The sequence below is a fragment of the Pseudoalteromonas sp. BDTF-M6 genome, from assembly GCF_018334135.1.
Classification (GTDB): Bacteria; Pseudomonadota; Gammaproteobacteria; order Enterobacterales; family Alteromonadaceae; genus Pseudoalteromonas.
Genome location: NZ_JAGXTQ010000008.1, coordinates 42,432 through 56,281 on the forward strand (window position 1 = coordinate 42,432; position 13,850 = coordinate 56,281).

Below are 13,850 nucleotides of genomic sequence, written 5' to 3' on the forward strand. Positions count from 1 at the left end.
CCTTTACCAGGTAGAGGCGCTTTGCTGCTGGTGATGCCATTGGCGCGTCCAGCTCAATAAACCATCTGCCGGCAGGGGATGGGTATACACATAACCCTGCGCCCCTTGCACGTTAAACTCTTTCACATAGCTTAATTGGGTGCTTGTGCCCACGCCCTGACAAATCACCTTAGCCTTAAGGTGACGGTGCATATCGATCAACCCGTTCAACAATGCTTTGTTGGCACTGGTGTAATCAACATCGGCGGTTAGACTTGGGTCGACTTTAACGTATTCGAGATTGATCTTCGGTAATTTCGCCAGGAATAGCGGTGTTTCACCCATGCCATCGAGACATAAATGAATCCCTTGCTGGTGCAAACGAGTTAATAAGGCCAGGCCGCGCTTATCTAATGACATCACCACCTGTAGCGGGCACTCAATAATCAAGTCTCCCGGCTTCAAGGTGTGCTCACGCAAGATACGGCCGGCGAACTCAACAAACTCGTCGTGAAGTATCTCCTCACCGAAAAGATTGACGCTGACCGGCATGGCCAAACCATCCATTTTCAGCGCCATGGCCATTTCGGCGGCGCGCTCAAGCACATGGAAAGCCAACTTATAGCCTCGCCCCACGGCGCGTAAATCGCTGATAAAGTCTTTCGCTTCTACCACCCCGCGTTCCGGGTGCTGCCAGCGCAATAACAACTCGGCATAAAGCGGCTTGTTCCCTTCAAGATCTATAACCGGCTGGAAATACAAAGAAAAATCACGCTCAAAGTCCGCCGTGCTCAGCAAATGGAGTTGCTGCTGATGGGCAGCGGCTTGCTGCTCAAGAGCGTCATTATAATGGCAGATACGCTGCTGCGGATGATACTCGATGGCTTTGTAGCCCTGCTGCAGTAAATCATCCAACGAGGTCTCAGCGGCCATGCCCGTGCTTAGGGCGATATGTGGTTTCAGTTCCACCACCCCGTGACGAGAATTAAACGGCTTTTGCAGTACTTCGGTAATATCCTCGGCTAGACGCTCATGACAGTGGCTGTCTGGGCTGATATCTATGACCAGACCGTAACACAGAGGGGCAACTTGAAAGACTTCAACGGCAAACTGCTGACGCTTCTGCAGGTTCAACACGGTTGGCTGAGCCGCCACCTGATTAATGCGGGCCAGACTTTGCATCAGTACCAATTCGGCAAATTCCTGACCGAGTGAGCGGTTTAGCTGCTCGTACCCTTCCACCTGCAACAAAAGTAAGGCAACCTGATGATTATGCTCCTGACGCCATAGGTTGTACTGAGTGACCGCCTGACCCCAAGAGATAACGGGCAGGCTGCGGGCGTTGAGTTCATTATGCTGAGCCTGTAACAGCTGTTCATCGTCGTTGCCTTCAAGCTCCATAAAGGCCATGACTTGCAACACTAACGGCAGAATACACAGCCAGGCGAAGTGCAAAGGCAACACCAGGTTCAGAGCAACAACCAATAGTTGCAGAGCCACCAAGGCGCCGCGGGCAATCACCATTTGGCGGCCTTGATGGCGATAGAACAGCCACCAACGCGCGGCAAAGGCCACAACTAAAATCCCGCTGGCGACGTGCCATTGGCCACCAACGTAGGCTAATCCTGCAAGCGAATAACACATCGCACTGATGCCGTCTTTACGTTCGCTGAGCAAGACCACGCTGATCAGCAATGCCATTATAAATAAGCCGCAAATAAAGGCACCAAGGTGAATACTGGTTATCATAGTTTTTATAATCATTGTGTGAGTGGCTGAGAGCCCAGCCACTTAGGATTTAGTCACACATGATCAGAAAGCCTTACTTAATGCACCCTGAATCCAAAGCTTTTTCAAGGGTTCGGTGCCGAATTCATAGCTTAATTGCGACGGGTGTTCGATGTCCCATAAAGCGATGTCGGCACGCATGTTGGCAGCAAGCTGACCGCGGTCATTCAGGCCCAAAGCCTTGGCGGCATAACGGGTCACCCCAAGCAGGCTTTGCCCCGGCGTTAAACGGAATAAGGTACAGGCCATATTCATCATTAATTGAATGGAACACAGCGGTGAGGTACCCGGGTTGAAGTCGGTGGCAATAGCAATGGGCACCTCATAGCGCTGCAATAGCTCGATAGGTGGATACTTGGTCTCGCGCAGATAGTAAAAGGCGCCAGGCAGCAATACAGCGACCATGTCAGCATCCTTCATGGCCTTTACACCGGCTTCATCAAGGTGCTCCAGGTGATCCGCCGACAGCGCCTGATAGCGGGCAGCCAATTCTGTGCCATGCATGTTAGAAAGCTGCTCGGCGTGTAACTTAACATTGAAGCCCAGCTTCTTGGCGCGCTTAAACACACGCTCGGTTTGTGCATGATTAAAGCCGACATTTTCACAAAACACATCAACTGCGCTAGCCAGTTTTTTCTGGGCTACGGCCGGCAGCATTTGCTCGCATACCAGGTCGATATAACCATCGGCATCGCCCTTGTACTCTGGTGGCAGGGCGTGGGCGCCCAAGAAGGTGCTTTCGATATGCAGTGGATGATGCTCATTCAGTAACGCCGCCACTTCCAGCAACTTAATTTCGCTGGCTAAATCCAAGCCGTAGCCCGACTTGGTTTCCACCGTGGTCACACCTTCACGCATCAGGGCGTCAAGACGCTGCTTGGCCTTAGTAAAAAGCTCTTCTGGTTCGGCAGCACGCGTTGCTCGTACCGTGGTGGCAATTCCGCCACCTTGTTGGGCAATGCTTTCATAGCTTTCGCCCTGCAAACGACGCTCAAACTCTTGTGAGCGATTACCACCAAAAACAATATGGGTGTGGCAGTCCACCAACCCAGGAGTCAGCCAGGCACCGCCAGCGGAATAGACGGGTAATGACAATAGATCCACTTCAGGCATCTCTGCCATGGGTCCCACCCAAGCGATTTTATCGCCGCTTAGCAATACAGCGCCGTTTTCGATAATACCGTAGTCATCGTTGGCGGTCGCAACCATGGTTGCGATATTGGCATCAATAATAACCTGATCAATGTGCATGCTGTTCTCCAAAATAAGCCCTACTTGTATAGACAAGAAATTATGCGCCATGTTACACACGGCCAGTGGGCAGCGCAAAATTTATCACCCATGAGAAAAACACCCATTCGCCGCGAGTGTTAAGTTAACTGTGCAGTAATCTTTGCGCTTTAAATATCATGGCCGTAGGTAAAACCAAGTTCCTCGATGGCACCGCCGTTAATGACCCGAGCCACCGGCTGCTCGGCACTAAATTGGGGGACCTGGGTTCCCCTTCGCTGACAATGCACTTGGTAGTAGTTCTGTTTAGACGGGTGGCTCGGATGAACCAGGTTGTAAATGGGTTGCGCCTGCGGGTAGTGTTGAATCAAGGTCAGGATACCGGCTATCACATCATCGCGATGCACCATATTCACCTTATCCTCCGGGTGCGAGGATAGGGTTTTACCGGCAACAAAGCGGCCCGGCTCACGGTTAGGCCCGACCAAGCCGCCTAAGCGCAGCACCTTAGCTCCGGCAGCCAGCGTCGTTTGTTCCGCCTGAGCGAGACGCTGTTGCCGCGCCGTTGCTAAGCTCAAAGCACTGCGCTCATCGTACTGACCGCTTTGCTGATCATAAATCCCGGTACTGGAGCACAGCACAAAGCCTTTACCATTGAGCTGCTGATATAAAGCCAGGGCATGCTCCAGGCTTTGCTGATAGTTACTTGGTTGACGTCTGGCGCCTGGGCTCATGGCACACACCCAATAGGCATCCGTCAGGGACACATTGTGCACCTGGGAACCGTCCTCTTGCAGGGCAAACTGGCGCTCATGGGCTTGCGTTCCCTGCTCTCGATGCGTTGCCTCTACCTGCCAGCCCTGGGCCAAGGCCTCTTGCGCCAGAGCCTCGCCGAGCCAACCGGCGCCGATGATTACTAGTTTCTTATCCATTTATTCGCCTACCCTTGTCGTGCACTGCATCAGTTCTGAGATTAAGCTCATCATACTATTGCCGCCCCAAACCGAACAAGCGCCGCAATTATTGCTGCAGATCAACACTGGGCCGGGGACTTTTATTTACACTGCTTATTATCATTAACCAAAGTAGATATGCGTCGTGATCAAACAAGTGCAGTGGCAAAGTAAGCTAATCAACAAATATAACGTCTCAGGGCCAAGATATACCTCTTACCCAACGGCTTTACAGCTGGAGTCCGGAGCCAATACACAAACCCTGGTGCGGGCTCTAGAGCAGTGCCCAAGCGGTGGGCTGTCCTTGTATATTCATATCCCCTTCTGCCATCAGCTGTGCTACTACTGCGGCTGTAATAAGGTGGTCACCCGCCATCAGCATAAGGCCGACCTGTATCTGGATTATCTGAGCAAGGAAATGGCCTTGCTGAGCACGCATTGTCAGCACCTGGAGGTGCAACAGTTGCATTTAGGCGGCGGTACACCCACCTTCTTAGATAAAGCACAAATGGCCCGCTTGATGGCGATGCTGGAGCAATACTTCACCTTGGCCGGGGATGGCGAGCGCAGCATAGAAGTTGACCCGAGGGATCTCGCCCTTGAGCGGATCGATGAATTACAGCAACTGGGGTTCAATCGCATTTCCTTCGGAGTTCAGGATTTCAATGATGAGGTGCAACTGGCGGTCAACCGCCCGCAATGTGCCAATGAGGTCGAAGCTCTGGTGCGCCGCGCCAAAGAGGTGGGCTTTAATTCGGTTAATGTGGATATGATCTATGGCCTGCCGCTGCAAACTCCCGAATCTTTTGCCGTCTCCATCGAGCGCTTATTGGCTATCGGCCCGGATCGGGTGTCGGTATTTAACTATGCGCACCTGCCGAGCCGTTTTGCCGCCCAGCGTAAGATTAAAGATGCCGACTTGCCCAGTGCCGCGGCCAAGCTGACCATGTTTAAGCAAACCCTGGAGCGCATGATAGCGGCCGACTACCAGTTTATCGGCATGGATCACTTCGCCAAAAAGGATGATGAACTGGCCATCGCCCAGCGCGAGGGGCATCTGCATCGTAACTTCCAGGGTTATACCCTAGGTGGCGACCTGCCCTTGCTCGGCCTTGGGGTGTCGGCCATTTCGCAATTACACGGGCATATCATCCAAAATCAAAAGGAGCTAAAAAGCTATTACGGGGCTTTGGAGCAAAACCAGTTGAGCGCCTGCAAGGAAATCCGTTTAACGGACGAAGACGAGTTAAGGGCGGCGGTGATCAAGCAATTGATCTGTCACTTTGAGCTCGATATGGCGGCATTTTCACAGCGCTACAAATTCGACTTTAAACAGCACTTTGCCGATGAATTAGCGCAACTACAGGGCTTTATCGACGATGATATGCTCACTATCAAGGACGACATTATCAGCATCAACGCCTCTGGCGTGCTCTTTATTCGCATCATCTGCATGTGTTTCGATGCTTACCTGCAAAGCCAGATCAACCAGCAGCGTTTCTCTCGGGTTATCTGATAACTTAGACAGCAAAAAGCCGCCAACAGGCGGCTTTTTTGTGGATATACATGCCGGTTAGGCGTAAATAGCTACATAAATACGTGTTTGCTATTTGGGTCTGCATCAAAATGCATGACCAGCTTTTCGCTATCGGCCAGGATTTGCTCTTCAAGCTCCTGCTCTTTGCGCCAACGGGCACTGTCTTGCTTAAAGATTTCCTTTTTCGAATACTTCTTGCGTGCATCATGAGTCGGCAGGTCTTTGACCGCCTCATACATGGCAAACACACCCGGGTATTCCACTTCCAAGTTCAGCTCTTGCGCACGGCTGTGCTGGCTCATCAATACCCATACTCGCAAACAGCCCTCGGAGTATTCGCACTGACCCTCTTTCATGGCCTTGGCGATCAGGTTAATGCTATCGCTCAGTTTGGCGTTACGGGCGGCACGTTTTTGCGCATATTCTGCCTGCTGTTTTGCCAAACGCTGGTTTTGCTCACGTACCTGCCACAATAAGCGGCCTGCATAAAATGCCAAGCCGGCAACGATCAAGGCACCAATAATTAGAGCTATGATCCACGGGCTAGTCATTTTTCATCCTCGTCATCAAGCCATTCATCGGCCAAAGAGTCATTCATATAGTCATCAAGCAGGTCTTCGTCGTCCTCGAAGTCGTCATCATCCAAACCGAGGATTTCACATAGTTGCTGATGGCGCTCAACCTTAGCATTAAAGTACTTGGCGTCTTTACCTTGCAAGATTTCGCCATTGTCGTGACGCTCGATTAGGGCCAATAGGCGCTCATCGGACTCCAATTGCTCCAGCTCCTGCTCCGGCGTCAGCTCCGGTTCTATATAGGTGCTCAGCACGGCTTGCGGTTTAAGGTCTTTGCGCACCTGCGGCTTTTGCGGCTGCGCCGTCACGGCCTCAGGGGTCAGGCTAACCGGCTTTTTACTGCCCACGCGATTATCTCCGCTGGCACCGCCCTTGGCTTCTGTGCTTTCCACCTTTAACAGCTGGGAGTTACGGTTACCCGCCTGGGCACCCTTTGTCTTTTTCTTGGCGCGCAGCTCTTTTAGCGCACGAAGCTCTCTCAATTTGTCTTTACTTAAGCGCGCGGTGCCATTGTTAATGACTTTGCGTGACTTTTTCTTTCTGGTCATAGCGTGTCTCTACGTTGCGGGCTTTGTTAAAAAGATGACATCGGCCGCGATAAATTCAAGGGTTAATCCAAAACGCTCGGCAATATAGGCAAAGGTTTCTTTGCTATAAAAGGCTATGTGCGTCGGATCATTTTTGTAGTGCCAAGTGGCAAAGCGTTGTACATCGATCACCAGTTTTGTCATTAACGCTAACGTCCCACCTGGGCGTAATAATTCTAGCCACACCTGCAATTGCTGTTGCGGTTGTGCTAGGTGCTCGATCACTTCGGTACTACAAACGAAGTCATAACGAGCCTGTAATACCTGTTGTTGAGGCTGGTAATACAGATCATACAAGGCCACGGTATGCCCTTGCTCTTGTAGCATGGTTGCCAACATGGGCGCAGGGCCACAGCCGAAGTCCAAACCTGAACTGGCCATCGTCAAACGCTCATTCAAGGGCGTAAAAATCCGTGTAAGAAAGCGACGGTAACCTTCATCATTGAGGTCATTCTCGTGCTGATCATAGATGGCTTTTTCATCGGCCGCACTTAGGTGCTGATACGCGGCCACAAACACTAAGGCGCAATCGGCACATTGCCAATAGTCGCGTACTTTATCTTGATGATAATGGCTGATTTGCGCACTGTCGCACAAGGGGCAGGAGATCGCTTTCATGGTGCGCATTGTAACAGGACAAATAAAAAGGCGGTAGAGCAAAACTCTACCGCCGGATAACTCGAGCGCCAACTACTATTGGACACTTCTCCCTTCGACTTTTTTATCAGTCTGTATTTATTATTTTTATTATTATTACTTTCCGTATTGTTGTTATTTTTCTTCCGTGTGGTGCTTTATTTTTCTCGGTCTTCCTAACGCTTTCTACTTCTTCCATGTGGTGCATCTTTCGATGCTCCCCTAGCGCACTAGCTTGTCGCGCTTCCTATGCTCTGATCCCTGTTGTAATTCTTTGTTGCGACAGCAGATAATTTACTGACTCATAAATTAGTTACAACTAATTTATAACTTTTTTATTAAAAAACACCTATTCAGTTATAGTTAACACTAGCCTTTTCATTAAGTTAGCATTAATTGACCATTAAATTTGAGCAATAACTCACATGCAACCATGGTCAATGTCTCACAAGCAAGTAAGACATATCCCTGCGTAAAAAGACCCGTTAAAAAAGCAGCTAATGCTGCTTTTTTAAATACTTAACTAGGTGTCGCCGTTCAGACGTCCACTCTAAGCAGAAACTCTTAGTGCAAGCCACCTAGGTACTTAGAAAGTACTTCAATGTCTTTATCCGTTAGCTTCATCGCGATATCACGCATCATGCCGTTGTGGTCGTTTGCACGCACACCGCTGCGGAATTTCTCAAGCTGACTCTTGATGTACTCAGGATGCTGGAAAGACACCTTAGGGAAACCTGCTAGTGAGGTACCGTTACCACGAGGACCGTGACACGCTGCACAGGCAGGAATACCACGCTCGGCATCACCGGCTTTGTAAAGTTTTTGACCAACTTCCACTACGTCTTCAGGAGTTGAGCCTTCAGACATATGTAAAGATGAGAAGTAAGCAGCCAAGTCTTTCATGTCTTGGTCGCTCAGTGGCATAGCCATGCCACTCATAACAGGATCCATACGACCCTCTTTGCCGCCAGAAGTCATGCCAAGTTTGAATTCTTTCAATTGCTTGTAAATGTACTCTGCATGCTGACCCGCAATCTTAGGGTACATATTAACTGGGGCGTTACCATCTGCGCCGTGACAAGCAGCACATGTAGCCGATTTGTCTTTACCAGCGTTAATGTCGCCATCGAATGCTGCTGCGTTGTTTGCACTCAACACACCAACTAGCAAAGTTAAAGATAGTGCTAATTTCTTCATGGTAAATTCTCTGTTCCAGACCCTGTATTTCAATACAATCGTTTCGATGCAATGGCACTATTCTACACGATAAAAATTTCTCTGGCACGTTTTCTACCCATATTAAACTTATAAAAAGCGGGGTTTTAAGGAAAAAAATTGAAGTGAACTGGATTTAAATCAATTTATCCTGTGGTTGGAGAGCCTTTAGGTTCACCCCAAACTGATATAAAATAACCCTTAGATCAGTTTCGAGCCCCTCACTTCAGGAGTCAATGTGGCTAAATCACGTGTCAATTACACCCAAGCGCAATTCATCACCAGCGCCCCGGATATTACTAAATTACCGGAAGATACTGGTATTGAAATCGCGTTTGCAGGGCGTTCAAACGCCGGAAAGTCTAGCTCGCTCAATACCCTTACCGAGCAGAAATTGGCGCGAACCAGTAAAACTCCGGGCCGTACCCAGTTGATTAATGCCTTTGCCTTAGGCGAAGATCAACGCTTAATTGACCTACCCGGCTATGGTTTTGCCAAAGTTCCTATTGAAATGAAAAAGAAGTGGCAAAAATCGTTAGGCGAGTATCTGCAAAAACGCCAAAGCCTTAAAGGTCTGGTGGTACTGATGGATATTCGCCATCCATTAAAAGACTTGGATAGACAGCTTATCGAATGGGCCAGCGGCAGCGATATTCCGGTGTTGGCGCTACTCACCAAGGCCGATAAATTCAAACAGGGTAAGCGTAAATCCGAAGTGCTTAAGGTACGTCGAGAACTAGCCGAAGTTTCCGAGTCTATCAAGGTACATGCCTTTTCTTCGCTAAAAGGCACGGGCTTGAACGAGCTGCAAAAACAGCTCGACGAATGGTTTTTAGGCCCGGTTCAGGTTAACCCGCCAAGCGAAAACGAAGCCGCCCCGGAATAAAGAACAAACTCCTGCTGCGTGGTCTCGACCAACTCCTGAGCCCACGCATAAAACACCGCCCGCGACACCTTGGCCTCGACATTATGAGGCAACTGCAAATAAGGCACTTCCTGGCCATGAACATCTTTGTGCAGCACCAGCGGATGCAACTCACCGACTATAAACTCACGGCCGATATTGTCACGGCAGATCAGCAGCGGATGATGTGTGTCATGCTCGGGCAACTCTTGCAGGCGCCAATCAATGATGAGCAGGGGCGCATCGGCAACGCTGATGGCCATTTTTTCAACCGGTGTTTTTAAGTAATACTGATCCTGCTCGCGGCACAGCACCTTGGCAAAAAGTTGCACCAGTGGCATGCGCTTAATCGCACTGCCTTGATGGTGCCAAATGCCGTCGGCGCTGATATGAATATCAATGGCGCCGCAATCCTGCGGCTGCCACTGCTCCATCGGCGCGCTTTGCTGTTCGATCAAGCGCGACAAGGAAGCCAAGGGGTCGTTATTTTGACTCATTCAGGGTCAGCACAAAAGAGACTGGCACGGCGCGGGTAATGGATTTCAACCCGGCCACTTTTTGCAACTCGTCAATGCCCGAGGTCAGGGCAAAATCAGCAGGCTTTACCAATACAGGTGCCATTGAGCTTACCTGGATATTATTGTTTTTATCCAGGCTGGCCAGCAGATCGATATTAACGGTTTGCGTTTTCCCATGCAGGCTGACGGTCGCGTCCAGGTTGGCTTGCGCGCTACCTTGTTGCTTAAGCTCGGCCAAAAGCGCTTTAACATCCGCCTGCAAAGTTAATGCAGGAAACTCTACGGTGTTAAATAACATCTTCTGCATGCGCTCGTTGCGAATAGGGATCTGCGTTTCCACGCTGGCAAGGTCTATGGTTAAATTAAACTCACCGGCGTCGCTCAACACCCCGGAAATCTGCTTAAAGTAATGATTTTCTGCTATTTGGTTATTCTTAACGGAAACAAAATTCACACGGCTTTGGTCATTGGCCACCTGCCAATCGGCATGAGCCTGAGCACCACCGAATAGCGCGGCGGAGAGCAAAAGTGTACGAGTAATCGAATTAAACATAACGCAGTTCCTTAATTAGCGAGATTGACCTAGGGTAAGTTGGATCCTAGAACTAGAGTGTAATTGAGATAACGGCGAAAGTTAATATAGGAAGAAAAAGCCGGCTTACCAATTAGCAAGCCGGTTATAGCAATCTGGGGAGAAGCTATCAATACGCTGTACCATCGCTAGGCGAGTGGCACATCATCAACAGGATGTCCTACAGGATGAGGACGGGCGGACTTTACCAAATCACCCCCCATAAATAAACGCCCTCGCCCCCTTTATGCGCATATTTAATTCCTTATAAACCAAAAAAAACCAAATATTATACAATTTAACAAAAGCTTAACTATTGAACAGTTTTTGCAAAAATTTTTCGCAGGCACCCAGCCTAAATTGGCAAAGTGAGTATGACGGGACAAAAGATGAAGAATAAGGGGAGCCGACGCTCCCCCTTTTATTTGACTTAGTGTGCTTGTTGCCAGTTGTCGCCACTGTCGGCTTCGGCGATCAAGGGCACATCCAGCTCGGCGGCTGCGGCCATCAGCGCACAAATTTGCTCTGTGTAGGCGGCAACATCCTGCTCCTTGATTTCAAACACCAATTCATCGTGCACCTGCATCAGGATCTTCACGCTGTCCTTGGGCTGCTCAGTTACCCACTGATGCACGCTGATCATGGCTTTTTTGATGATATCGGCTGCCGTTCCCTGCATTGGCGCATTGATCGCTGCACGTTCGGCGGCCTTACGGCGAGCACCGTTACGGGCGTTGATCTCAGGCAAATGCAATCGACGACCGAACAGGGTTTCCACATAGCCCTTATCGGCGGCACTTTCACGAGTACGCTCCATATACTCTAAAACACCTGGGAAGCGCTCAAAGTACTTATCCATATAGTGCTGGGCTTCGTGGCGCGGAATATCTAACTGACGAGCCAAACCAAATGCCGACATGCCATAAATCAAACCGAAGTTAACGGCCTTGGCCTTACGACGCATATCGCTGGTTACCTCATCGAGTGGCACCGAGAAAACTTCACTGGCGGTGGCGCTGTGCACATCCAGTCCCTCAGCAAAGGCATTAAGCAAACCCTTATCCTGAGATAGGTGCGCCATAATACGTAACTCGATTTGCGAGTAGTCGGCGGCGACGATTTTATAGCCGGGACTGGCGACAAAGGCTTCGCGAATACGACGGCCCTCTTCCGAACGAATCGGAATATTCTGTAAGTTCGGATCCGTCGAGCTTAAACGCCCGGTGGCCGTTACCGCCTGATGATAGGAGGTATGCACCCGCTTGGTTTTCTCATTGACCATCAACGGCAGCTTATCCGTGTAGGTGGACTTAAGCTTAGATAAACCGCGGTGCTCGATGATCAATTTAGGCAATGGATAATCGTGGGCCAGCTCCTGCAATACCTCTTCGGCCGTAGAAGGTGCCCCCTTCGGGGTTTTCTTAATCACCGGCAGTTCAAGCTTCTCAAATAAGATGGCTTGCAATTGTTTCGGGGAGCCGAGGTTAAACTCCTCACCGGCCATCTCATAGGCTTCTTTTTCCAGCTCCTGTAGACGCTCACCCAGACGTTGCGAGTGCTGCGCCAGCATCTGCGAGTCAATCACCACACCGGTACGCTCGATATCGGAAAGCACGTCGACTAAGGGTAATTCAATATCGCAAAACACCGACTTCAGCTTGTCATCGGCTGCGACCTTAGGCCATAAATGCTGATGCAAACGCAGGGTAATATCGGCGTCTTCGGCGGCGTAAGGAGCGGCTTTTTCTAGCTCGATTTGGTTAAAGGTCAGCTGCTTTTTACCCTTGCCAGCAATGTCCTCAAAACTGATATTTTTGTGGCCCAGGTATTTTAGCGCCAGCGAGTCCATATCATGGCGGGTGCCGACGCTGTTAAATACGTAGGACTCCAGCATGGTGTCGAAGGCAATGCCGTTAAATTCGATGCCAGCATTGGCGAGAATACTCTTATCGTATTTAAGGTTTTGTCCGACCTTGGCTTTATTTTTATCGCTTAAGATAGGCCCTAGCTTGGCCAGGATCAACTCCAACGGCAGCTGCTCGGGAGCCCCTGGATAGTCATGGGTAATGGGTAAATAAGCGGCTTCGCCTACTTCCACGGCAAAGCTCATGCCCACAAGCTGCGCCTGCATATAGTCCACACTGGTGGTTTCGGTATCAAAGGCAATCAGCTCGGCATCCTGTAACTTCTTAACCCAGGTATCTAGCTGCTCTTCGGTTAAGATGGTTTCATAATGGGCGTCCGCTTTCGGTACTTCCTGTGCATCAGTAGGCGTGTCTAAATGCGTGTCGGTATCCGTGCCCTTATCCAGCAGCTCGGCGAGCCAGCGGCGGAATTCACATTCACCGTATAGTTTAATTAATGCATCGGTATCCGGCTCAAGTAATTTCAGCGTCTCAAGATCGGATTCAAGCTCGACATCAAGCTTAATGGTTGCCAGCTCATAGCTCAGTGGCAATTGACCAACCGCATTACGCAGCTTTTCACCAATTTTGCCTTTGATCTCATCGGCATGATCAATAACCCCTTGTAAGGAATCATATTTGTCCAGCCACTTCACCGCGGTTTTCGGGCCACAACCCTCAACACCTGGGATATTATCAACCTTATCACCCATGAGAGCGAGGTAATCGATAATACGCTCCGGGCCCACACCAAACTTTTCTTTTACCGAGTCGGGATCGGAAATACTGTTGGTCATGGTGTTGATCAGGGTGACATGCTCGTTCACCAGCTGCGCCATGTCTTTATCGCCGGTCGAGATCAACACGTGGCGTTTTTGTTCGCTGGCGATTCGGGCATAGGTGCCAATCACATCATCCGCTTCCACACCTTCAATGCTGATCAGCGGAAAACCCATGGCCCGAATGATCTCGTGCAAGGGGGCAATCTGGCTGCGCAGGTCATCCGGCATAGGCGGGCGATGCGCCTTATATTCGCTGTACATATCGTTGCGGAAGGTTTTGCCCTTGGCATCAAAGACCACCACCATATGGGTTGGGTCATATTGCTTTACCAGGCTTTTAAGCATATTCACCACACCATAGATGGCGCCGGTGGCCTCCCCTTTGGAGTTAGTCAAATGCGGTGGCGCATGATAGGCGCGAAACAAATAGGAGGAGCCGTCAACTAAGATAAGCGGATTTTCAGGGATTTGCGCCATTTTTCAGCACTCTAATAGGGTTATTGCTAATGGCTAAAGGATGCCATAAGGCGACTAAGAAAACGAGCAACAAAATGGTGCAAACCGTCTTTACGCTGAGTTCTTAGGCTCGATTTGTCATTGTTGACTATAAGATGCCTACCGTCGCAGAAAATGATCGGGGAAAAACAGTGTCACCCTGTCTGTGCGTTGCA

Annotated in this window: 12 protein-coding genes; 2 read left to right on the forward strand and 10 right to left on the reverse strand. The window is 49.9% G+C overall.

Going from position 1 to position 13,850, the window contains the following annotated elements; all coding sequences use genetic code 11:
• Nucleotides 1-3: 3 nt before the first annotated feature.
• The 3 genes from KD147_RS15530 to KD147_RS15540 form a co-directional block, all read right to left on the reverse strand.
• Nucleotides 4-1,728, reverse strand: coding sequence for an EAL domain-containing protein (locus KD147_RS15530; protein ID WP_212548439.1), 1,725 nt, complete (start codon nt 1,726-1,728; stop codon nt 4-6).
• Between the two features lie 63 nt (nt 1,729-1,791).
• Complete coding sequence (hutI, locus tag KD147_RS15535) at nt 1,792-3,018, reverse strand: imidazolonepropionase (protein ID WP_212548440.1); 1,227 nt, start codon at nt 3,016-3,018, stop codon at nt 1,792-1,794.
• A 149-nt stretch (nt 3,019-3,167) separates the two neighbouring features.
• A complete protein-coding gene (locus KD147_RS15540; RefSeq protein ID WP_212548441.1) occupies nt 3,168-3,929 on the reverse strand; it encodes a Rossmann-fold NAD(P)-binding domain-containing protein in 762 nt (253 codons plus the stop codon).
• 166 nt (nt 3,930-4,095) lie between these two features.
• On the opposite strand from KD147_RS15540, the gene hemN reads away from it, so the two are divergent.
• Nucleotides 4,096-5,466, forward strand: coding sequence for an oxygen-independent coproporphyrinogen III oxidase (gene hemN / locus KD147_RS15545; RefSeq protein WP_212548442.1), 1,371 nt, complete (start codon nt 4,096-4,098; stop codon nt 5,464-5,466).
• A 71-nt stretch (nt 5,467-5,537) separates the two neighbouring features.
• Here the strand turns inward: hemN and KD147_RS15550 are convergent, their stop codons facing one another.
• From KD147_RS15550 to KD147_RS15565, 4 genes are all read right to left on the reverse strand, one after another.
• On the reverse strand, nt 5,538-6,038 hold the full coding sequence (locus KD147_RS15550; RefSeq protein ID WP_212548443.1) for a DUF2489 domain-containing protein: 501 nt from the start codon (nt 6,036-6,038) through the stop codon (nt 5,538-5,540).
• A complete protein-coding gene (yihI, locus tag KD147_RS15555; protein ID WP_212548444.1) occupies nt 6,035-6,610 on the reverse strand; it encodes a Der GTPase-activating protein YihI in 576 nt (191 codons plus the stop codon). Before yihI ends, KD147_RS15550 begins: the two co-directional genes overlap by 4 nt.
• Before the next feature lie 9 nt (nt 6,611-6,619).
• A complete protein-coding gene (locus tag KD147_RS15560; RefSeq protein WP_105253252.1) occupies nt 6,620-7,276 on the reverse strand; it encodes a class I SAM-dependent methyltransferase in 657 nt (218 codons plus the stop codon).
• Between the two features lie 573 nt (nt 7,277-7,849).
• The gene (locus tag KD147_RS15565) at nt 7,850-8,482 is read right to left on the reverse strand and encodes a c-type cytochrome (protein ID WP_212548445.1); all 633 of its coding nucleotides are present in this window, start codon (nt 8,480-8,482) and stop codon (nt 7,850-7,852) included.
• Between the two features lie 256 nt (nt 8,483-8,738).
• Between KD147_RS15565 and yihA the strand changes: the two genes are divergently transcribed.
• Nucleotides 8,739-9,386: a ribosome biogenesis GTP-binding protein YihA/YsxC gene (yihA, locus tag KD147_RS15570; protein WP_212548446.1), complete on the forward strand. Its 648-nt coding sequence runs from the start codon at nt 8,739-8,741 to the stop codon at nt 9,384-9,386.
• Here yihA and KD147_RS15575 read toward each other — a convergent pair.
• From KD147_RS15575 to polA, 3 genes are all read right to left on the reverse strand, one after another.
• Nucleotides 9,344-9,901: a DUF1285 domain-containing protein gene (locus KD147_RS15575; RefSeq protein WP_212548447.1), complete on the reverse strand. Its 558-nt coding sequence runs from the start codon at nt 9,899-9,901 to the stop codon at nt 9,344-9,346. The two genes, yihA and KD147_RS15575, sit on opposite strands and share 43 nt — an antisense overlap.
• Nucleotides 9,888-10,475 (reverse strand): YceI family protein, encoded by a 588-nt coding sequence (locus KD147_RS15580; RefSeq protein ID WP_105188563.1) that lies wholly within the window; start codon nt 10,473-10,475, stop codon nt 9,888-9,890. The genes KD147_RS15575 and KD147_RS15580 overlap by 14 nt, the downstream gene beginning before the upstream one ends.
• A gap of 448 nt (nt 10,476-10,923) precedes the next feature.
• On the reverse strand, nt 10,924-13,656 hold the full coding sequence (gene polA, locus KD147_RS15585) for a DNA polymerase I (RefSeq protein WP_212548448.1): 2,733 nt from the start codon (nt 13,654-13,656) through the stop codon (nt 10,924-10,926).
• Between the last annotated feature and the right edge of the window lie 194 nt (nt 13,657-13,850).